This is a genomic window from Litoribacter ruber (assembly GCF_018500185.1).
Taxonomy (GTDB): domain Bacteria; phylum Bacteroidota; class Bacteroidia; order Cytophagales; family Cyclobacteriaceae; genus Litoribacter; species Litoribacter ruber.
Genome location: NZ_JAHBGI010000009.1, coordinates 14,451 through 33,996 on the forward strand (window position 1 = coordinate 14,451; position 19,546 = coordinate 33,996).

Here is a 19,546-nt window from a genome sequence, read left to right on the forward strand (position 1 = left end):
AATACGTCTTAAATAAAAATAAATGCATTTGATATTGACAAATAAGTTTTTGATCATATATTTGAGCCATAATTCTTTGAGATAATGATTAAAAATAACCTTATCAGACTGCAGAAGGGATTTCTGGCACTGATGTCCGTATCGCTACTTTTTGCTTGTAGCCAAGTTGATTCGTTTGAAGCTGAAGACATGTCCGTATTGAGATCTTCTGCTATTGTTCAGGAAGCATGTTTTGAAGGTAACGTGTCTTCTGCCGTTACATTCAGTGGTGCTTACCAAAACAAGCAGACCGTAAGCTTAAATGTAAGCAATGATACTGAGTTTGTTTACCTTGACTTTACCAGCAGCACTGCTATCCTTTACATCAACGGTGAAAGAGTAAACAAAAAGAATGGTGCTCACGCTATGAAAGTAACCCACGAGGAATTTGCTTCCATGAAAACTTTTGAAATAAGAAGAACCGGTGAGGGCCACGGTGCCTGTGCTCCAGGTAACTGCTTGGTGCTAGATGCGAGTGCTTACCAGATCGTGATGCCATGCGATGACAATGGCTGTGAAGATAGCCTAACTGTAGAAAGAAACGGTGATGTGTTTACTTTCACTTTGATCCCGTCAGAAACGGAGGAAAACGGCAGAATAACCATGACACTTGCTCAAAGTGTAGCATATAAGTCCATGGATGGTAAAGCTTGGAGCTCCAGAAACGGTGGCAACGCTATCGAGTGGAACGGAGCCCTGACTGCCTGTGAGCCGATTACGTTTGAGCTTGAGCTCATCGGTGATTGCGGTGCCAACCTTGCCACTACTTTCAATGTAAAAGGTGACGGAAATCTTTTGAACCAAGCAGGAAGATCAGTGATTAAAACTTGCGAATAATAATAAACCACACAAACCCATACACTTTGAACCTGCTCCTTAATTGGGGCAGGTTTTTTATTTTGATTAGAAAATTCGACTGTTGGTTAGCGATTTTGCAATGGTTCTTGGATAGGGTTGATATAATCATTCTTGCAAAATAATACATAAAAATGGATTTTGAATAAAAATAATTGCAGTTGAGCTTGTTTGTTCAGGATTTATTCATATTTTTAACCCATTATTATTCTTTAATAATATTCTTTGAAAACATGATAAGAAACACTTTTATCAGTATGCAGAAGGGATTTCTGACGCTGATGTCCGCCGCGCTACTTTTTTCGTGTAGCAATGTTGAAACTTTTGAGGCTTCGGACCTTAAAGAGGCTCAGGAAGCAATTGCAGTAAAATTTAACACTACTGATGCAAATTTGAGGGTTGGAACAGGTTACAATGCTTGTGGTACACCTATGATTCGAGATTTGATAGTTGGACAGAGCCAATCTGTTGGTAAAGTTGCAGTTTTCAACGATAATGAAAAATTCTATGTTACGGTAAGTATAACTGAGAGTAATTGGTTTATCCATAAAATCCATGGTTTATTTGGCCAAGCTGAGACTGACTTTTTAGCGGATCCTAGAGGTAAACAAAAGAAAGGAATCATCAATCCCGCACCTGGTCAATTTCCCATCAAAGAATCTATCACACCTGACTACACTGATGCTAATCAGGAATATACTTTTGAGTTAGAAATAGGGGAAAAATTAATAAAAGCTGGCGAGTTTGATATAGCGGTACATGCAGAGCTTATTCATGTAACTAAATTTAACGAAGAAATGACGGAAGCTCTTGAGTATAAGAAAGAATCTGCATGGGGACAGGGGAGAAGATTTAACCCAGAAGGTGTAGGTAATTGGTCTATGTATATGTCTTATGAAATCCAACCCTGTGATGTTGCCTGTACTGATACATGGTTTAGAAGTGTAACTAGAAATAATAATGGAGAAGGTATACTAGATTTTGAGTCTGATAAGTTTGAATTAATGGATGGTTCAAATGTTGTTGGACAAGCTGTTTATCAAAGAAGTAGAACAAATACGGGGCCTGGTGGTGCGATTTATAAAGTTGATGTAACATTCACCGTTTTGGACCCTGCCTATTCCTTCGATGAGTGGGGAGCATTCTATAGTAGTTCTGCCATTTTGGAATTGGAAAGAGATGATTTCGATGATATAAGAATGACTGAAACTGGAGGGACTGTTACATTTACTAACATAACAGGCTCCAGCTATTATCTTGGTTTGTATGCTAAAATTACAGGAAAATGTAAATAAAATAAAAAGGATATAATAAAAAGCCCAGGAAGATCTCCTGGGCTTTTTTTATCATTTTGCTTCCCTTCGGATTCACTCAGCTTCCTTTGTCACGTCCTAAATTTTCTAAATTCTTATATTTTCCGAGAAGGAGCTCTGAGAACCTCCTTTTAAAACTCTGCGAAACTCTCCCGATCCGCGAAAAGCTCCTCGGGACAAGCTGTGTCTCTTTGAATTTTTCTTTCATCAGTCATCTCATCGTCGGATTTTTTTTAAATCTTCTCAAAAACCCTCCTAAAGCTACAAGCCTCTCCAAGCCTGCCATGTAGATCGCTGATGGCAACTCGCTCCTGCTCGGTGGTGTCGCGGTGACGGATGGTGACGGTGTTGTCTTCTAGGGTCTGGTGATCCACGGCGATACAGAATGGGGTCCCGATCAAGTCCTGACGGGTATAGCGCTTTCCGATGGAAGCGGCCTCTTCATAAATGATGTTGAAATCATACTTCAGAGCATCTACGATTTCCTTGGCTTTTTCCGGTAGGCCATCCTTTTTGGTCAAAGGCAAAATAGCCGCTTTCACCGGAGCGATGGCCGGGTGGAATTTCAGGTAGGTTCTGGACTTTCCATCTTTTTCCTCGTCCACAAAGGCATTGCAAAGCGTCATCAAAAACAACCTGTCCGCACCGATCGAAGTCTCAATCACATAAGGAATGTAGTTCTGATTCACCTCAGGATCGAAATACTGCTGCTTTTTCTTGCTGAACTCCTGGTGTTGCTTCAGGTCAAAGTCAGTACGGGAGTGAATACCCTCTACCTCTTTGAACCCAAATGGGAAATCGTACTCGATATCCATGGCTGCATTGGCATAATGGGCAAGCTTCTCATGGTCGTGGGTTCTGATTTTAGACTCAGGAATCCCCAGGGCTTTGTGCCACTTAACCCTGGCTTCGGCCCACTGCTGGTACCACTCCATTTCGCTGCCTGGGCGAACAAAGAATTGCATCTCCATTTGCTCAAATTCTCGCATACGGAAAATGAACTGGCGGGCCACGATTTCATTTCTAAAAGCCTTTCCGATCTGGGCGATACCGAAAGGCACCTTCATTCTGGCTGTTTTCTGTACATTCAGGAAGTTTACAAAAATCCCCTGGGCGGTTTCAGGTCTTAGGTAGATCGTCGAGCTATCCTCTGCCACCGAACCCACCTGTGTAGAAAACATCAAGTTGAACTGTCTCACCTCTGTCCAGTTGCTGGTACCGGAGATAGGGCAGTTGATTTCCTCATTGATGATCAGGTCTCTGACACCCGCTAAATCTTCGGCTTCAAGCAGTCGGCCCATAGCGGCCAGTAGCTGCTGGGCTTCTTCCAGCTTGCCCTCCTTTTCCAATCTGGCTGCCTTCTCCTCGATCAACACATCGGCACGGTAGCGCTTTTTGCTATCCTTGTTGTCAATCATGGGGTCGTTGAAGCTATCCACGTGGCCTGAAGCCTTCCAGGTAGTAGGATGCATGAAGATGGAGGAGTCGATTCCGACTACATTATCGTTAAGCCTGGTCATGGTTTCCCACCACAGGCGCTTGAGGTTGTTTTTCAGCTCCACCCCGTATGCCCCGTAATCATACACAGCCTGAAGGCCGTCGTAGATTTCAGAAGAAGGGTAGACAAACCCATACTCCTTTGCATGGGCAATGATATCTTTCAGTTGAGCGATTTCTTGTGTTTGTTCTTGTTTTGCCATAGGTACAAAAATAGGTAAAAACGTATAGTTATCAATTTTAAAATGGAAGAGATGCGCCGGGGCGGCCAAAGATGGGATGATAGATTAGCTCCTAAGCTTTCGGAAAAACAAAACTCCAAATACTAAAGTGGTAATGAAGAAAATCAGGGTGGTCCATTCATAGGTGCGCTTGTCCTCTCTTTTTTCTTGGACAGAGTTTTCCATATCGGCCAAAGCTCTTTTTAATCGGCCAATGTCCTGTTCCTGCTTTTGGGCAATATATTTATAATCATCCTTTTCGTGGATGACTTCTACCCGTTGAATTTCTCCCAGCATCTTGAGCTCGTTCATGATTTGGTTGTCCTTTTGGATGATGCGTTCCATCCACTCGTTGGTCTGGATCATATCCTTTTTGGTGCGGTTGCCAAAGATGCCTGATTTTTGGCCTTCAGACTCCCTCCATTGCTGGTGTAATTGCTCTCTTTCTTGGACTAGGCGGTTGAGTTTTTCCTGAGCCATGCCCAAAAAGGGTAGGGTAATCAATAGTAGGGTAAGGATTGTTTTCATAAAATAAATAAAGGGCATTCGTATCAATGCCCTTGCTCAAAAATTATGCCCTTCAAAATCCTTATTTGAATTTCAGGCGTTTTTTGGCACGGGGTTGTACTCGTCTTACCCGCTTGTTGGAAATGTAGAAATTGTACACAAAATTAATGGAAAGCACGGTGACAGTTAGGGTAGGGAAAAAGGCAGGAAGCATGCTTTTTATTCCCAATAGAATCATCAAACTGGCCAGCAAGCCTAATTTATAGGAAGTGTGGGCCTCGGAGTGGATTTTTCTGCCTGCCCATAGGCTGAAGGCTTCCAGAAAAGCCACCACCAAAATCAGGTAGGTCAATAAGTCTTTAGTCTGCAGAGTGCCCATCACTGTGGCCCATACGGCAATGGAAACCACCAGCACAAAGCTTAGGGTGTGGATGTAAGTGTGGAATTTGGTGTTCATGGTGTAAGTGGTTATAAGGTTAGAGGTTTAAATTAATAAATTATCATTTGATATTCAATTTTGTGCAAATGAAATATTGCAAATTTTAAAGTGCTATAAGGAAAGATTCTGCTTTAAACAAAAAAAGAACCCCATTAAAAGGTTCTCTTTAACACATTATTTTTTAAATCAAAGTAATCAAAGCTTTCTCTTGATGAAATCAGTCATCATGTTGTACAGATGCCAGGTGGTATTTCCTCCATAAATACCGTGGTTGCGGTTAGGGTAGTAGAATGACTCAAACTGCTTGTCGGCACCTATGAGGGCATCTACCAAGTCCACTGCATTTTGGAAATGCACGTTGTCATCACCTGTACCGTGGATCAACAAATAATTGCCCTCCAGTTTGTCTACATGGTTGATGGGACTGAAATCGTCATAACCTTCAGGGTTTTCCTGAGGGGTCTGCAGGTATCTTTCGGTATAGATGGTGTCATAATATCTCCATGTAGTCACAGGAGCCACGGCAATGGCGGCCTTGAAAACATCGTTGCCCTGCATCAGGGCCAAGCTTGACATGTATCCACCATATGACCAGCCCCAAATACCGACTCTGGAGGCATCCACAAACGGTAGGCTTGCCAGGTGTTTAGCACCGGCAATTTGGTCCTCGGTCTCATGCTTGCCAAGTTGGGCATAAGTAACATGCTTGAAATCACGGCCTCTGGCTCCGGTCCCGCGGTTATCCACACAGGCCACTATATAACCTTCAGTGGTGAGGTAGGCATGCCAGAAGTCTCTCACACCTCCCCAGCTGTTGGTCACATTCTGCGAACCGGGGCCTCCATATACATACATCAAAACCGGATATTCCTTGCTCTCGTCAAAGTCTACCGGCTTGATGATATAACCATTCAAAGTAGTGCCATCGACAGTTTGAAAGTCAAAAAACTCCTTGCTTGGCATGGCCGTGTTTTCCAGTTTGTCACGCAAGTCCTGGTTGTCTTCCAGCATTTTCAGTTCCTTGCCGCTTGACTGATTTAATGTTACGATAAGGGGAGAATCAGCCGTGGAGTGGTATTTCACGAAGTATTTAAAATCACGGCTCATGTTTACCCTATGCGTGCCTTCTTCTGGGGTTAGCAGTTTTTTGCCTTTACCGTTAAGGTTGATGACATAAAGGTGTCGCTCCATTGGGGATTTTTCGGTGGAGATAAAATAGATCTCGCCGTTTTTCTCATCCACGCCCACCATTTGGGTCACTTCCCAATCGCCGGATGTGATCTGGCGGATTTCTTTTCCTTTACTGTCATGGTGATAAATGTGCTTGAAACCATCCTTCTCACTGGTTCGGATAAAGCCTTTGTTGTTTTCCAAGAAAAGTAGGTTGTCATTGTAATCCATGTCCACGTAAGTGTCAGCGGTCTCCGTGAGGATTACCTCGCTGCCGCCAGTTTTGGCATCGGCATAGAAAAGGTCCAGCTGATTTTGAAGTCTGTTTAGCCTCAAGAATGCCAAGGTATTATTCTGCCCCGTCCAGTAGATTCTTGGCAGATAGATGTCGCTTTCCTCACCGGCATCCATCTTAGCGGTTTTTTCCTCCTCCAGGTCATACACATGAATGCTGACATCAGAGTTTTTCTCACCGGCTTTAGGATATTTGAATACATAGTCCTGGGGATATAGCTCACCCCACACCTGCATGTTGAATTCAGGGACTTCACTTTCGTCAAATCTGATGAAAGCTATTTTCCTCCCGTCAGGCGACCAGTCAAAAGCCTTTGCCATGGAGAATTCCTCCTCATACACCCAGTCAGCGGCACCGTTGATGATTTCGTTGTCTTTCCCGTCGTGGGTGATCTGGGTGGTCTGGTTGGTGGAAAGATCTGTCCAATACAGGTTGTTGTCTTTCACAAAAGCCACCTTTGTGTTGTCTGGCGAAAGGGTGGCATACCCGATCTTTTCACCATCCATGAGCACCTGCTTCTCCCCAGAGGCAAGGTCCACTACGTGAAAAACAGCTTTGGAGGATCTTCTGTAGATTCTTTCGATATCAGACTCAATGAGTGCTTTGGTTTCCTCTTTGTTAAGGGAGAAATTGGCGAAATTGACCTCGAGCTTGGCTCCGTCGAGCAAAGTTTCCTCCTCTTCGCCGGTGGTGATATTCATCTTGACTACTCTCGGGTAGCCTCCCTTGCGGGTAAGGGAAGTGTAATACTGGCCGTCCTTCATCCAATTGATGCCCGTGACGGACTGTTGGCTGAATCTGGCATCTTTAAAAACATCTTCTAACGTAATCTGCTTTTTGTCCTGCGCCTGGGTGGAAAAGCCGGCCAACAAAAATAGCAGCCCCATCAGCAGGGGGTATGCGGTTCTTTTATCGTACATAGGGTTTGTTAAATGAATTTCGGCTACAATATAATAAATATGGGGGAAGTGGGGGGTGTTTTTTATATGGATGACCTTGCGCTTTCCAAAATCCCCTTTAATTTTAACTTCCAAATGAAAGGTCTATGAAAAAGAAGATTGCCTTGGTCACGGGAGGCTTTACCGGTGAGTCTGTCATATCCATCAAAAGTGCCGCTGTGGTGGAAAAACACATTGACAGGGACAAGTATGACGTATTTAAGATCCTGATCTATCCGGGCGACTGGTATTATGAAAGTCCCTCTGGAGAAAAACATCCTGTGGACCTGAATGACTTTTCCATCCTGGTGGATGGAGAAAAGATCACTTTCGATGGCGTCTTCAACATTCTTCATGGATCTCCCGGAGAAGATGGCAAGCTGGCCGGATATTTTGATATGATAGGCCTGCCCTACACGACCTGCGATGCGATGACCTCGGCCATCACCATGAACAAAGGCTACACAAAAGCCATCGTGGATGACATCCCAGAACTGAACGTGGCCAAATCCCTACAGCTTTTTGCCAACAGTCCGGCAAATACCCAGCGGGTGAAGGATGAGCTAAGTATGCCCCTGTTCATCAAGCCCAACAATGGGGGAAGCTCCATTGGTATGAGTAAGGTAAAAACAGAAGAGGAACTTCAGGAGGCATTGGATAAGGCTTTTGCAGAAGATAAACAGGTGTTGGTTGAGGAGTTTGTTTCTGGAAGGGAGTTTTCGATTGGGATTTATACCGCCAAAGGGGTAACCACCGTACTCCCGGCTACTGAAATTGTGAGCAGCAAGGAGTATTTTGACTTTGAGGCCAAATACACGGCAGGTGTGACGGAAGAGATCACCCCTGGACGTATGAATGAGGAAGAAGTGGAGCGCGTGAGAAGAATAGTGGCAAAGGCTTATGAAAAGTTAAATTGCAAAGGGGCGGTGAGGATTGACTACTTTTTGGAGCATGAAACCGGAAAGTTTTTCTTCATTGAGATAAACACGGTGCCCGGCCAAACCGAAACCAGCTTGATTTCCCAACAGGTGAGGGCCATTGGCAAAGAGGTGAAAGAATTTTATACAGAATTGATTGAGGAGATGTTTTAAGAGACAGAAGACCGAAACGGTATAAAAACCACTTCGCGGAAAGAAATGGGACACAGACCTGCCTGCGCAGGCAGGGTTCCGCTGAGTTTTAACGGAGTTTCGCAGAGTTCCTTTTTCACGGCCAAATCTAGGACCTGAAACCTGAGGATAAAAGCGTGAAAAAATAAAAAGAGCGGCTAATTTGCCGCTTTTTATTTATAAGTCAGTTTTAGTCTTAAAGACCAAACTCCTTTTTGATTTTATCAACAAAATCCAGCTTTTCCCAAGTAAACAATTCCACATCCAAGGTGATGGAAGAGCCATCAGGGGAGAAGAATTTTTTGGTCACTACTTCGCTTTCCCTACCCATGTGGCCGTAAGCGGCTGTTTCCTCATAAATGGGGTTTCTCAACTTCAAGCGTTGCTCAATGGCATAAGGCCTCATGTCAAAGATAGATTCTATTTTCTTGGCTATTTCGCCATCAGTCATATCCACTTTGGCAGTGCCATACGTGTTGATATAGATCGCCATTGGCTGAGCCACACCGATTGCATAGGAAACCTGTACCAATACCTCGTCTGCAAGTCCCGCAGCAACCATGTTTTTGGCGATATGCCTGGTGGCATAAGCTGCTGAACGGTCAACTTTTGAAGGATCTTTACCGGAGAATGCGCCTCCGCCGTGGGCACCTTTTCCACCGTAGGTATCCACGATGATTTTTCTGCCCGTCAATCCCGTATCACCATGCGGTCCACCGATTACAAACTTACCGGTAGGGTTGATGTGATATTTGATGTTGTCGGTGAAAAGTTTCTGGAGATCTGGAGTCAACTGGTTTTTAACCCTTGGGATCAAAATGTTGATGATGTCCTGCTTGATCTTCTCGAGCATTTCCTTTTCTTCAGCAAAGTCATCGTGCTGCGTAGAAACCACAATGGCTTCAATGCGTTGAGGCACGTTGTCGTCGCTGTATTCAATGGTCACCTGAGCCTTAGAATCTGGTCTCAAATAGGTGATTTCCTTATTTTCTCTCCTCAGGGCAGCCAAGTCTTTGAGCAACCTATGAGAAATATCCAGTGCCAAAGGCATATAGTTTTCGGTTTCCTTGGTAGCATAACCGAACATCATCCCCTGGTCACCCGCACCTTGCTCCTCTGGAGTAGTACGATCCACCCCTTGGTTGATGTCGGGAGACTGTTCGTGGATGGCCGAAAATACACCACAGCTGTTTCCGTCAAACATATATTCACCCTTGGTATAACCAATTCGGTTGATTACATCTCTGGCGATTTTTTGTACATCTAGGTAGGTTTCGGATTTGACCTCTCCGGCAAGTACTACCTGTCCGGTGGTTACCAAAGTCTCACAGGCGACTTTGGATCTGGGGTCAAATGCTAAGAAGTTGTCGATTAGTGCGTCGGAAATTTGATCCGATATCTTATCCGGATGTCCTTCAGAAACAGACTCCGAGGTGAATAAATAAGGCATATATCTATTTTTAAACTTCGATTTTAAAAGGTTATAAAACTAAATCTTCGGTGGGAAATAAAAACACCAATATAATTGGCTATACGCTCAATTCCAATTGTTTTTATTTGAAATACTTGAGATTGATCACTTCTTTCTCGCTCAAGAATCGATAATTTCCTCTTGGAATATCCTTCTTGGTCAATCCGGCATACATCACTCTGTCAAGTGCCGTCACCTCGTATCCAAGATGTGCGAAAATCCTCCTTACGATCCTGTTCTTTCCAACATGGATTTCCAAACCTAGGATAGTTCTGTCTTTGGACAGCACCTGCAGGTCGTCCACCTTTACTGGGCCGTCTTCCAAAGTCAACCCTTCCATTATATCATCCGCATCCTTGTTGGATAAAGGCTTGTCCAAAGTCACTTGGTAGATTTTCTTGATCTCACTGGATGGATGGGAAAGCTTTGCAGCCAAATCCCCGTCATTGGTGAATAGCAACAAACCGGTAGTATTACGGTCCAATCTTCCCACAGGGAAAATTCTCTCCTCGCAGGCATTGTGTACCAAGTTCATCACCGTTTTTCTTTCCAACGGATCATCCGTGGTGGTGATAAAATCTTTTGGTTTGTTCAATAAGAGGTAAACCGGTTTTTCTGGATTTATAGGCTTACCGTTCAGGGTGATGCGGTCTTTTCGCTGCACCTTATAACCCATTTCGGTGATCACCTCGCCGTTTACCCTGATTTGGCCTTTTTCGATGAGGCTGTCAGCTTCCCTTCTTGAGCAGATACCCGAGTTGGCAATGTACTTATTCAGACGGATCTCGTCAGTAGCCTCATGCTTTCTGTGGTTCTTTTCAAACTTCGAGAAATTGTATGTTGGCTTCTGCTCCGTAGGCTCCACTCTTTTGCCTTTTTCTTTAAAGAAAGGCTTTTTGAAGCTCTTTCGCTTGCTTTGCTCGTATTCGTCTTTGCGTACGGTTTCAAACTGAGGCTTTTCATTTCTGCCTCTACCTTTATACACAGTTTTATATTCGGCTGAATCGTCAGAGTTTCTGAAATCACCGCGCTCAGGTTTGTCGTAGGGCTTTCTTTCGCCTCCAAAATCCCGCTTCGGTTTGTCATAATCTTTTCTTGGCCTATCAGTATCTCTTTCTCCTCTTCCGTAAGGCTTTTCGGACTTTCCAAAGTCCTTATTTGGCTTGCCAAAGTCTCTTTTTGGCTTGTCATAATCTCTTCTCGGCCTTTCGGAATCACGCTCACCCCTGCCATATGGCTTGTCGGATTTGTCAAAATCGCGACGTGGTTTGTCATAATCCCTTCTCGGTCTTTCCGAATCTCGCTCACCTCTGCCATAAGGCTTGTCGGATTTGTCAAAATCACGACGAGGCCTGTCATAATCTCTTTTTGGTCTTTCGGAATCTCTTTCCTCTCTGCCATATGGCTTGTCAGATTTCCCAAAGCCGCCCTTTCTTAAAGGGTTATCTTTCTTGAATGGATTTTCACCAAACTCCTGCGGCTTGTTTTCTCCGTACTTGCCACGGGATGTGGGTTTTTCGAATTTTGATCTTGGAGCTGGTTTGTATTTGCCGCCGGATGACGGTCTTGCTGGTCTGGAAGAATCCTCACGGTCGCTTCTAGGGTTGCTGCCTTTATACTGGCCTTTTGATGAATCTGAGCGTCCATACTTCTTGTCACCCTGTCCCCCTCTGTTGTTCCTTTTCATTTTTAATACGGTTAGATTATCCTACACAAGGATATTGCTGTCACCAACCTTAAACCCAGCCCTCTGTAGGTGCCGGGAATTGTTGCAACATCACTGCTGTAATTTGATTTAATTTATTGAAGCCATAACAGCTTTCATTCCTGAAAGTTCACCTGAGATGAATTCAATCTGCAAAGATACTGAGGAATTGGGGGATTTTGCAGGGTGGGGCTTAATCTTTTTGGTCCCCTATCTGATTGTCATCTTGGCTGAAATCTTTCGGCTGGGGAAGGTCCTTGATATTGTTGATGCCAAAATACTCCATAAACTTCTCGCTGGTGCCGTAGAGTAAGGGTTTTCCCACGGTTTCGGCTTTGCCTTTGATGGTGATGAGCTCTTTTTCGAGAAGCTTCTGTACGGAATAATCACAGTTCACACCCCTGATTTGCTCCATTTCTCCCTTGGTGACGGGTTGCTTGTAGGCAATGATGGATAGGGTCTCCATCTGGGCAGTGGAAAGACGCTTGGTGGATTGCTGTTTGAGAAGAATAGAAATACTCGACTGATAGGCCGGTTTGGTCAAAAATTGAAAACCTCCGCCCAGGTTGACCAACCCGAAGGAGTAATCGTCGTGTTCGTATTTTTGCTGGAGCACCTTTATGGCATCCTCAATGTGTTCTTTCGGTACATCCGATTCGAACATTTCCGTTAGGCATTTCCCGATTTCGGCAACGCCTAACGGATTTGGGGAGCAGAATATCAGTGCTTCGATATGCTTATGTAAAAACTCCAATGTTACTTTTTGGCTAATTTGGCTTCGATGGAATGCATGGTGTGGGGCACAGCTTTCAGTCTTTCTTTCGAAATGAGCTTGCCGGTATCCACGCAAACGCCATAGGTGCCGTTTTTGATTCTTACCAACGCATTTTCCAGGTTAATGATAAATTTCTGCTGACGTGCGGCTAGCTGACTTAAGCTTTCCCTCTCCAAGGTATCGGCACCATCTTCAAGCAGTTTGGAGGTAGAGGCGGTATTGTCCGTGCCACTGTCATTCCTTTTGCTAAGGGTCTCCTTGAGCATATTGAGCTCCTCTTTTGCGACCTTAAGCTTCTGGTTGATCAACTCTTCGAATTCCTTGAGCTCCTCCTTTGAGTAGGATGTTTTTTCTTGACTCATAATCGTAACGTTAAAATGAATTTAATTCTTTTAAATCAGCTAAAGACCGTTTAAAAAGTTCCCTAAAATACGTTTCACTTTTTAAAATCAAAAATATTGGATATTTGATTATCTTGAAGCCTTGAAAGCTAAAAATAGTGATACGTAGCTTTAATGTTAATTAACGCAAAATTGATACCCAAAGGTTTAATAAAATTCTAGAATTATGATCAAAAAATACAGTTTGTTCTTCAATTTATTTTTGCTTTTATTTTTTGTCTTTGAGCCGGTACAGGCCCAGCAGGCAGGAAATGAGCGAAAAAACAAAGTGGCTTTGGCCATCCATGGTGGGGCCGGAACAATCAAGCGGGAAAACATGTCCCCTGAGCGGGAAAAGGAATACCGGGCCAAACTGGAAGAGTCGCTGGAGGCCGGATATGCAGTTTTGGATGAAGGCGGCACGGCCATCGACGCGGTGATCGCAGCCGTCAAAGTGATGGAGGACAGCCCATTGTTCAATGCAGGCAGAGGCGCGGTATTTACCAATGAAGGCAAAAACGAACTTGATGCGGCCATTATGGACGGTAGGGACAAGAATGCCGGGGCAGTAGCAGGCATTACAACAGTAAAGAACCCCATCACGGCGGCTCTTTCAGTGATGAAGGATTCCCCCCATGTATTTATGGTGGGCCAAGGAGCGGAGAAATTTGCTGAGGAGCAGGGCTTGGAAATCGTGGATCCTGAGTATTTCAGGGACGAGACACGCTACAAGCAGCTTCAGCGGATCAAGGACACCGAAAAGCAGCAGCTTGACCACTCTGCAATCCTTCAGTTGGAACTTGAGGATCCTTATTTTAAGGACAGGAAGTTTGGAACTGTTGGAGCTGTAGCTGTAGATCAGGAGGGCAATATTGCCGCTGCCACCACCACTGGGGGGATGACCAACAAAAGATACGGACGTGTGGGTGATGTGCCGATCATCGGGGCGGGAACTTATGCCGACAATGAAACCTGCGCGGTGTCTGCCACTGGCCACGGGGAGTATTTCATCCGAACCGTAGTGGCTCATGAAATTGCCGCCCAAATGCGCTATGCAGGCAAATCCTTACAAGATGCTGCCGATGATGTGGTCAACAGACAACTGGTGGATATAAAAGGTGAGGGTGGAATCATCGCTATCGACCGTGAAGGCAACATCACCATGCCATTTAACTCTGCTGGTATGTACCGCGGATTCATAAAGGCCAGGGGTGAAGGAAAAACCTTTATTTATAATGATGAAGATGAGGGTTTGTGAGAAGGGACCAGAGACCGGAGCCTGCCTGACTCGGCAGAGGAAGGACCGAATCCTGAAAAAAAAGCCCGGAGCAAAATTTATTGCTTCGGGCTTTTTTTATCCCATTAATTGACCCTAAGGTCTTGCAACCGCTTGCGGAGGATCTTTTCCTCAATGTGCATGCGGTACTTAACGCTCAAGTATCTCTGAATTACTTTTAGACTCTTGCCTTTTTTGATGAAATAGGTTTTTAACGTTTTGGTGATAAGGTCTTGACTCATAACTGTATAGGGGCTTTGTGGTGAACGGTTGAAGTTACTTATAAAACCCCGATTATACAAATATGGTTCTACCGCAATTTACTTCCTATTGCTACTGTTTTACGAATTTGTTCTACTCTTCCTTTTGGGTGCGTCAGTTGTATCCAAATAATATAATATCCTGGACGTTGCCTGACACCTTGCTCGTCGGTTCCATTCCAGATGTAGAAGCCGTTTTGACCCAGTACCTGATTTTGGGTAATTTCCCTGATCAGGCGCCCATTGATGCCCAATATCTGTATACTGACCAAATAACCCGGCTCATCCATATGGTAATGTATGCTAGTGAAAGGTTGCAGGCCCAAAGCGTCTGGAGCAAAAATTTCAGGACTGATCGTGAATCTATCCTTGGTGGGGCTACTTTCCAGATTTTGGGAGTTTTTGAAGCCGGGTGTTGCCCAGCCAATATTCCCTGACGCTGACTGCCAATTTTCCGGATTGTTCCCTTCTCCAATGGGTTGTAGCCTTTCTAGAGAAACCCCCTTCACTTCCTTGAGTAAGGGATTGTGCATTTTTTCATGATAGTCAAACCTCTCTATAAACTCTTCCTCTGCATCCATAAGTATCACCGTCCCCTCCCTGATAGGATAACTTGGAAGGCTAGCCAATTCAAGGAGATTCCCTCCTTTGGGATAAATTTGAAGCAGCTGCTTGCTGTCCGTAGTGATGGCCAAAAATTCTTGGGGCGGCAGTATCAGATCTTGGGCACTGATAAGCCTTCTGTTGGAAATTTCGCCATTTGCAAAATTGGCAAGCTTCCAGTTTTTGAGGTTTAGGTATTGCTGGGAAGTGTTGTGGAGCTCCACAAACTTGGGACTTCCCGTAAGGGGGTTGAAAAGAACTTCATTTATTATCACATCTCCCAAAACCGCCTCTCCGGGAAGTAGGAGTATCTGAAGCTCGTGATGTGAGGCCAAACCATTTCCCATGCAATCCCTGAAGTTCTTTATTGCAAGGCTATATTTTACATTTCTATCCAATGGCGTGGCTAGGGTAATCATTACTTCGGTTCGGGAGTTGTTTGCGAACTTTACCTCCTGGATATCTTTTTCTTCAATTGAAAATATTTGTTCATAGAGTGTTTCCTGCATGGGTTTGGAAAAAGTTAGGGAAACCGTAAGTGAGTCAGGTACCACCAAATGAATAACCTCTGGGCTGGTGCGATCGGGAGTTGGGTCAAAAACCGCGTTTTGCTTTCCAGGAGTGCCCCGATTGGGCGAACTTGAAGGCCGGAGATTGGCTAGGCTATGGCAGTTTTGAAATGGGTTTACCACTTCCAGACTGTAACCGCCTGAGGCAAATTCACTTCCTCCGTAACTGGACGTTTGATATTCCAAGCTGTCCAAAACTAGACCTGATCGATTGTAAATTTTCACCTCATCTCCACCGTTGAGTAGAGCCGGCCAGTTGGAAAGGCCCAAGGTAGGTCCAAAAGGTTTGAAATTGCTGGCTTGGCTTTGGGGACAAAGGATAATATACGACTCGGGCTGCAGTTCATATCTTGGAAGTACAGTTGAGGTTCTGGAATTCGCCAAACGAAAGCCCGCCAATTGCACCGGATGACTACCAGAGTTGAAAAGCTCCACATATTCAGCATTGGGCAGGGTCTGCCCTTCTTTTGGAGCAGCCATCACCTCATTAATTACAAGCTCCTTGAATGCAGGGGTATAGGGCTTTTCAAATGTAAAAGTGAAGTAATCACCCTCTATAGCATTGCCATTAAGGTCCTCTACTCGAAAAACAAACAACTCATATTTTTTACCGTCTTCTAGGTTAAATCCAAACTGCAGCAAGACCTGGTTTGGGTTTTCTGTTTGAATTACAGCTTCCGGGCTTGAATTATCCAAGCGGTAATGGTTGGCCACCGTCGACATGATGGGGTCAAGGTTCTCATCAAAAGTCACCATAACCTCATTTTCCAGATAGGCCTCAGCAGCCACTACGCGAGGCGGGGTGCGGTCAAAAACTATTTGCCTACGTGAAGCGGGCAGGAAATTCCTTTCATCAATTTTCCTTCTGGGAATTATCAGACTGTATGATTGGCTTTCTTCCAAAGGCTTTGATAGGATCAAGTGGGTGAGCTCCGGAGTAGTTTGGTTTCTAAACGCCTGGATAGTTATATCACTTTCTTCCATTTTAAAATGGTTGTTTTCTATTAAATTGATGGGCGCATAATGGTGTAGGGCAAGACTATGTGCCGTCTGAATTTCTACGAAATGCACCCCATCATCATATATGAGTTCAACTTGGAGGTCTGAGAATGGGGTTTCGTCCTTCGACTTTAATGCTGAAATCACCACTTTTACCGAATCACCCAGGTTAATTTCCTCCCTGAGTTGTAAGGAGACTTCATATCCATTTTCCTCGAAAATCACATTGATTGGGCTTAATCCTTGGATGAGATACTGCTCTGGGAAAATGGATGTTTTTGGGTCCAGAAAATCAGAAAAAGTAAGCTTGACCACTCTTGGATCCAAGATTTCCGCATTTCCGATAGCCAAAATGTTTTCTCCCAAATCGACTGACAAATAATCCGCAGAGTTGTCCAATAAGTCAGAAATATCCCAAAGTTCCAGTAGAGAATGCTTGGTTGGGGGATTTTGGAATAGCAAGGAGTATTGGCTAGGGTTCACCTTGAAAATTTCAATGGGTGAAATACCTCCGAAGCTCACCTGGTCGGGATGGTAAGGACGAACCCCTTTGTTGAACTCTACAGCTAATTCGAAAGGGGAAATAAAACGATGGCTAATGATTTTAGGCGGAGCTAGGTCGTAAATGAAATTGGTATTTACGGTTCTAGACATAGTGACACCAAATACATCCTCCAGACCGATGGTGGAAAGACGGTATTCCTTGCCTACACTGAACTTTTGCCTAAATACCAGCTCAATTTCGGTAGGGCTGGTTTGGATTGCCCGAATGGGATTTTGAATGCCATTGTCAACCGTGTAATGATTTGGGATTTCTGCCTTGTTTTGAAGCAAAGGCTTATTGAATGTCACCAACAGCGTGGAATCATTGGGCGCCAGAACTTGTGCAACATTAATCGCCCGCATGTCCCTTACAAAGGACCGTGCAAGGGTGTAAATATACTCCCTGTTTTTATCCTGAAGGTTTTCCATCTGGAGCCAGGTCAGGTTGTTCTGTGGGAGGCTTTTGTCAAATACTAAATGGATAAGCTTTTCATCCTCATGGTCTGCAAAAGCAGCAATGGGAGGACCGGTATTTCTGTCTACCCAGAAGTTTTGCGGTTTGATTGAATTGGGATGAATGCCTTGATCAAACCTAATTTCTAGGGAATAGGGGCTTTTTACAATTACCGAGTCCGTCTGGTCGTCGAGTAGAAAATCAAACTGCTGGGTCTTTTTTACATTCCCCCTAGAATCGGAAACATTATTTAAATACAATTTTTCACTTTCCCCGATCCGCAGCGGCTGTCCCAATATTAACTGTACACGATTGGAGTCCAGTTTTGTAGCACTAAGGGGCTGACTTTCTCTGATGGAAAAGTTTGATTTGTCCACCGGCCCTAAATTTTTGTCAAAAATAAGGTTTAGGGTGGTGGGGCTGATCGGACTGATCCTCCTTAACACTGGTAACGAATTGTCAAACAACAATTCTATCCGCTTTTCTCTCAGCTGCCTGCCATTGCAGTCCATCAATCCCTCAAAGATTATTTCATAGGTTTTGCCACTTTCTAAAGGCCGTCCTGTGGTGATGGCAATGCTTCTTTCTGCCCAATCCTTAAGGGCAGCATGCTGTCCATTGACTTTAATAGTCACTCCTCCCACCTCTATTATTGGCTGGCTCAAGGAAAACACAATGAGGGTATCCCCCTGAAATGAATGGTCAAGTATATAAAATACATCTGGGTCTAACCTATCATCAAAAACTGAATTTATGATTCCTGGCGATCCTCCCCTAGGATCAGTGGAGGCTGTCCAATTTTCCTTGTCGGAGCAGTTAAGTTCCGGGTTGATTCTTTCCAAAGACCAGCCCCCGTTGGCTTTCTGGGTGTTTTTATACCAGGAAAGATCATAAGTGAGGCTATCTACCAAATAACCCAGCTTGTCTTTCAATACGATGTTGCCACTGGAATTGGGAAGGGCCTGGAAACTGTTTATCCCAACCACTTTGCCGTAGGGCTCAAAGAGCTCCTTTTTGGCCATGGGGACTAAAATTACATGTGACTTTGCCGGTATTTTTGTCTGTTCCAATTCCCTGTTGTTATAAGTATACCCATCCAAACTGATTTCTCGGTTAGTTGGATTATACAGCTCTATATATTCATCCGTTGATCCGATGGGAAAGGTCGGTTGGGGTGGAGTAAGGGATTTGGGGTTTGGGTCGGCCATGAACTCGTTGATCAAGATTGCCCCTTTTGGTGTGGGAGTCAGCAGCTTGAACTTAAAGATGAGTTCAAGGTTTTCTTGCTTAATGTTCAGCGTATACTCATTTGAAAAAAGGTAGTCTTCAAATTTCAACCTAACTTTAGGCCCCTCAACTTCAACTTCAATAGGATTGCCGTAAAGATTGTTTAATGAATAGCTGCCAGCATCATGAGGTATGTTTTCAGATGAAAAAGTCAATTCCAAGGCATGGGAAGAAAAGTTTTTAACACCAAGAAGCTGCAGGGCTTTCTCTTCTTCCTCATCATCACTGGGCGGTTCGTTGCCACTTCCTGCCTCTTGTATACTGAACTCATCTATAAATAATCTGGCCGCTGTCCCCGAGCCATTTCCATATTTTGCCTCCAACTTCACCCATAGGCTTTCAACATTTGAAAATTCCTGCGTAAGTTTGACCTCGAATTCCTTATACTCAGTGTTTTGGTTTGGAAAAGATGCCTCATCGCCCACCTGAAGGGGAGCAGAAAAGGGCGCATCCAGTCCTGTGGAGAAGGAATAGTACAGATATACAGGACGGTTTCCGGAACCATTCTGCTTGGTTTTGGCTTGAAAAGTAATCACAGGGTCCAGCAAGTGGGCCGAGGAGGTTTGGATGAATATTTCAGCGTCAAAGGTGCTGATGACCTGAATCCCCAAGGCGTTGGAAAGGTTGATTCCTTCTCCTTTGGCTTGGAAAACCCTGGCGGCTGTCGATCTTACGTCGTTAGCTGACCAATATGGCAAAAACTCCTCAGGATGGCTGGTAATCTCAAAGTTGCTTTCAAAATCCTGAGTACCTGTGAAAAAATCGGTTTTGGAAAAAAATGTAAAACCTAGTATGGAAAAAGCAAACCAAATCCATACACCTAAAAAGGTTCGCATTATAT

At 44.3% G+C, this 19,546-nt stretch carries 14 protein-coding genes; 4 read left to right on the forward strand and 10 right to left on the reverse strand.

Features of this window, described 5'->3' with window-relative positions; all coding sequences use genetic code 11:
• Nucleotides 1-84 precede the first annotated feature (84 nt).
• Both KIH41_RS12685 and KIH41_RS12690 read left to right on the forward strand, forming a co-directional pair.
• Nucleotides 85-876, forward strand: coding sequence for a hypothetical protein (locus KIH41_RS12685; RefSeq protein ID WP_214162618.1), 792 nt, complete (start codon nucleotides 85-87; stop codon nucleotides 874-876).
• 179 nt (nucleotides 877-1,055) lie between these two features.
• Nucleotides 1,056-2,189, forward strand: a complete 1,134-nt coding sequence (locus tag KIH41_RS12690; RefSeq protein WP_214162619.1) for a hypothetical protein — start codon at nucleotides 1,056-1,058, stop codon at nucleotides 2,187-2,189.
• Nucleotides 2,190-2,440: 251 nt separating this feature from the next.
• On the opposite strand, the gene KIH41_RS12695 is transcribed toward KIH41_RS12690, so the two are convergent.
• The 4 genes from KIH41_RS12695 to KIH41_RS12710 all read right to left on the reverse strand — a co-directional run bounded on the left by KIH41_RS12695 (nucleotide 2,441) and on the right by KIH41_RS12710 (nucleotide 7,256).
• Entirely contained in the window at nucleotides 2,441-3,907 is a 1,467-nt protein-coding gene (locus tag KIH41_RS12695; RefSeq protein WP_214162620.1) for a glycine--tRNA ligase, read from the reverse strand.
• Nucleotides 3,908-3,991: 84 nt separating this feature from the next.
• On the reverse strand, nucleotides 3,992-4,453 hold the full coding sequence (locus tag KIH41_RS12700) for a Clp protease ClpB (RefSeq protein ID WP_213944508.1): 462 nt from the start codon (nucleotides 4,451-4,453) through the stop codon (nucleotides 3,992-3,994).
• A gap of 61 nt (nucleotides 4,454-4,514) precedes the next feature.
• Nucleotides 4,515-4,889, reverse strand: a complete 375-nt coding sequence (locus KIH41_RS12705; RefSeq protein WP_213944509.1) for a hypothetical protein — start codon at nucleotides 4,887-4,889, stop codon at nucleotides 4,515-4,517.
• 177 nt (nucleotides 4,890-5,066) lie between these two features.
• The gene (locus KIH41_RS12710) at nucleotides 5,067-7,256 is read right to left on the reverse strand and encodes a S9 family peptidase (protein ID WP_214162621.1); all 2,190 of its coding nucleotides are present in this window, start codon (nucleotides 7,254-7,256) and stop codon (nucleotides 5,067-5,069) included.
• Nucleotides 7,257-7,381: 125 nt separating this feature from the next.
• On the opposite strand from KIH41_RS12710, the gene KIH41_RS12715 reads away from it, so the two are divergent.
• Nucleotides 7,382-8,365, forward strand: a complete 984-nt coding sequence (locus KIH41_RS12715; RefSeq protein ID WP_214162622.1) for a D-alanine--D-alanine ligase — start codon at nucleotides 7,382-7,384, stop codon at nucleotides 8,363-8,365.
• A gap of 214 nt (nucleotides 8,366-8,579) precedes the next feature.
• Here KIH41_RS12715 and metK read toward each other — a convergent pair whose 3' ends face one another.
• The 4 genes from metK to KIH41_RS12735 form a co-directional block, all read right to left on the reverse strand.
• Nucleotides 8,580-9,833: a methionine adenosyltransferase gene (metK, locus tag KIH41_RS12720; protein ID WP_214162623.1), complete on the reverse strand. Its 1,254-nt coding sequence runs from the start codon at nucleotides 9,831-9,833 to the stop codon at nucleotides 8,580-8,582.
• A 103-nt stretch (nucleotides 9,834-9,936) separates the two neighbouring features.
• Complete coding sequence (locus KIH41_RS12725) at nucleotides 9,937-11,541, reverse strand: pseudouridine synthase (protein ID WP_214162624.1); 1,605 nt, start codon at nucleotides 11,539-11,541, stop codon at nucleotides 9,937-9,939.
• A 211-nt stretch (nucleotides 11,542-11,752) separates the two neighbouring features.
• Nucleotides 11,753-12,313 (reverse strand): SMC-Scp complex subunit ScpB, encoded by a 561-nt coding sequence (scpB, locus tag KIH41_RS12730; protein WP_214162625.1) that lies wholly within the window; start codon nucleotides 12,311-12,313, stop codon nucleotides 11,753-11,755.
• Between the two features lie 2 nt (nucleotides 12,314-12,315).
• Nucleotides 12,316-12,696, reverse strand: a complete 381-nt coding sequence (locus KIH41_RS12735) for a TraR/DksA family transcriptional regulator (protein ID WP_213944515.1) — start codon at nucleotides 12,694-12,696, stop codon at nucleotides 12,316-12,318.
• A 205-nt stretch (nucleotides 12,697-12,901) separates the two neighbouring features.
• On the opposite strand from KIH41_RS12735, the gene KIH41_RS12740 reads away from it, so the two are divergent.
• Nucleotides 12,902-13,972: an isoaspartyl peptidase/L-asparaginase family protein gene (locus KIH41_RS12740; RefSeq protein WP_213944516.1), complete on the forward strand. Its 1,071-nt coding sequence runs from the start codon at nucleotides 12,902-12,904 to the stop codon at nucleotides 13,970-13,972.
• A 104-nt stretch (nucleotides 13,973-14,076) separates the two neighbouring features.
• Here the strand turns inward: KIH41_RS12740 and KIH41_RS12745 are convergent, their stop codons facing one another.
• On the reverse strand, nucleotides 14,077-14,232 hold the full coding sequence (locus KIH41_RS12745; RefSeq protein ID WP_213944517.1) for a hypothetical protein: 156 nt from the start codon (nucleotides 14,230-14,232) through the stop codon (nucleotides 14,077-14,079).
• Nucleotides 14,233-14,300: 68 nt separating this feature from the next.
• On the reverse strand, nucleotides 14,301-19,541 hold the full coding sequence (locus tag KIH41_RS12750; protein ID WP_214162626.1) for a lamin tail domain-containing protein: 5,241 nt from the start codon (nucleotides 19,539-19,541) through the stop codon (nucleotides 14,301-14,303).
• Nucleotides 19,542-19,546: the final 5 nt, after the last annotated feature.

What these genes read in the sequence shown, in the direction of transcription:
- metK (WP_214162623.1), bottom strand. Translation starts at nt 9,833, where the DNA reads ATGCCTTATTTATTCACCTCGGAGTCTGTTTCTGAAGGACATCCGGAT.
- KIH41_RS12750 (WP_214162626.1), bottom strand. Translation starts at nt 19,541, where the DNA reads ATGCGAACCTTTTTAGGTGTATGGATTTGGTTTGCTTTTTCCATACTA.
- KIH41_RS12685 (WP_214162618.1), top strand. Translation starts at nt 85, where the DNA reads ATGATTAAAAATAACCTTATCAGACTGCAGAAGGGATTTCTGGCACTG.
- KIH41_RS12740 (WP_213944516.1), top strand. Translation starts at nt 12,902, where the DNA reads ATGATCAAAAAATACAGTTTGTTCTTCAATTTATTTTTGCTTTTATTT.
- KIH41_RS12735 (WP_213944515.1), bottom strand. Translation starts at nt 12,696, where the DNA reads ATGAGTCAAGAAAAAACATCCTACTCAAAGGAGGAGCTCAAGGAATTC.
- KIH41_RS12695 (WP_214162620.1), bottom strand. Translation starts at nt 3,907, where the DNA reads ATGGCAAAACAAGAACAAACACAAGAAATCGCTCAACTGAAAGATATC.
- KIH41_RS12725 (WP_214162624.1), bottom strand. Translation starts at nt 11,541, where the DNA reads ATGAAAAGGAACAACAGAGGGGGACAGGGTGACAAGAAGTATGGACGC.
- KIH41_RS12745 (WP_213944517.1), bottom strand. Translation starts at nt 14,232, where the DNA reads ATGAGTCAAGACCTTATCACCAAAACGTTAAAAACCTATTTCATCAAA.
- KIH41_RS12705 (WP_213944509.1), bottom strand. Translation starts at nt 4,889, where the DNA reads ATGAACACCAAATTCCACACTTACATCCACACCCTAAGCTTTGTGCTG.
- KIH41_RS12710 (WP_214162621.1), bottom strand. Translation starts at nt 7,256, where the DNA reads ATGTACGATAAAAGAACCGCATACCCCCTGCTGATGGGGCTGCTATTT.
- KIH41_RS12715 (WP_214162622.1), top strand. Translation starts at nt 7,382, where the DNA reads ATGAAAAAGAAGATTGCCTTGGTCACGGGAGGCTTTACCGGTGAGTCT.
- KIH41_RS12700 (WP_213944508.1), bottom strand. Translation starts at nt 4,453, where the DNA reads ATGAAAACAATCCTTACCCTACTATTGATTACCCTACCCTTTTTGGGC.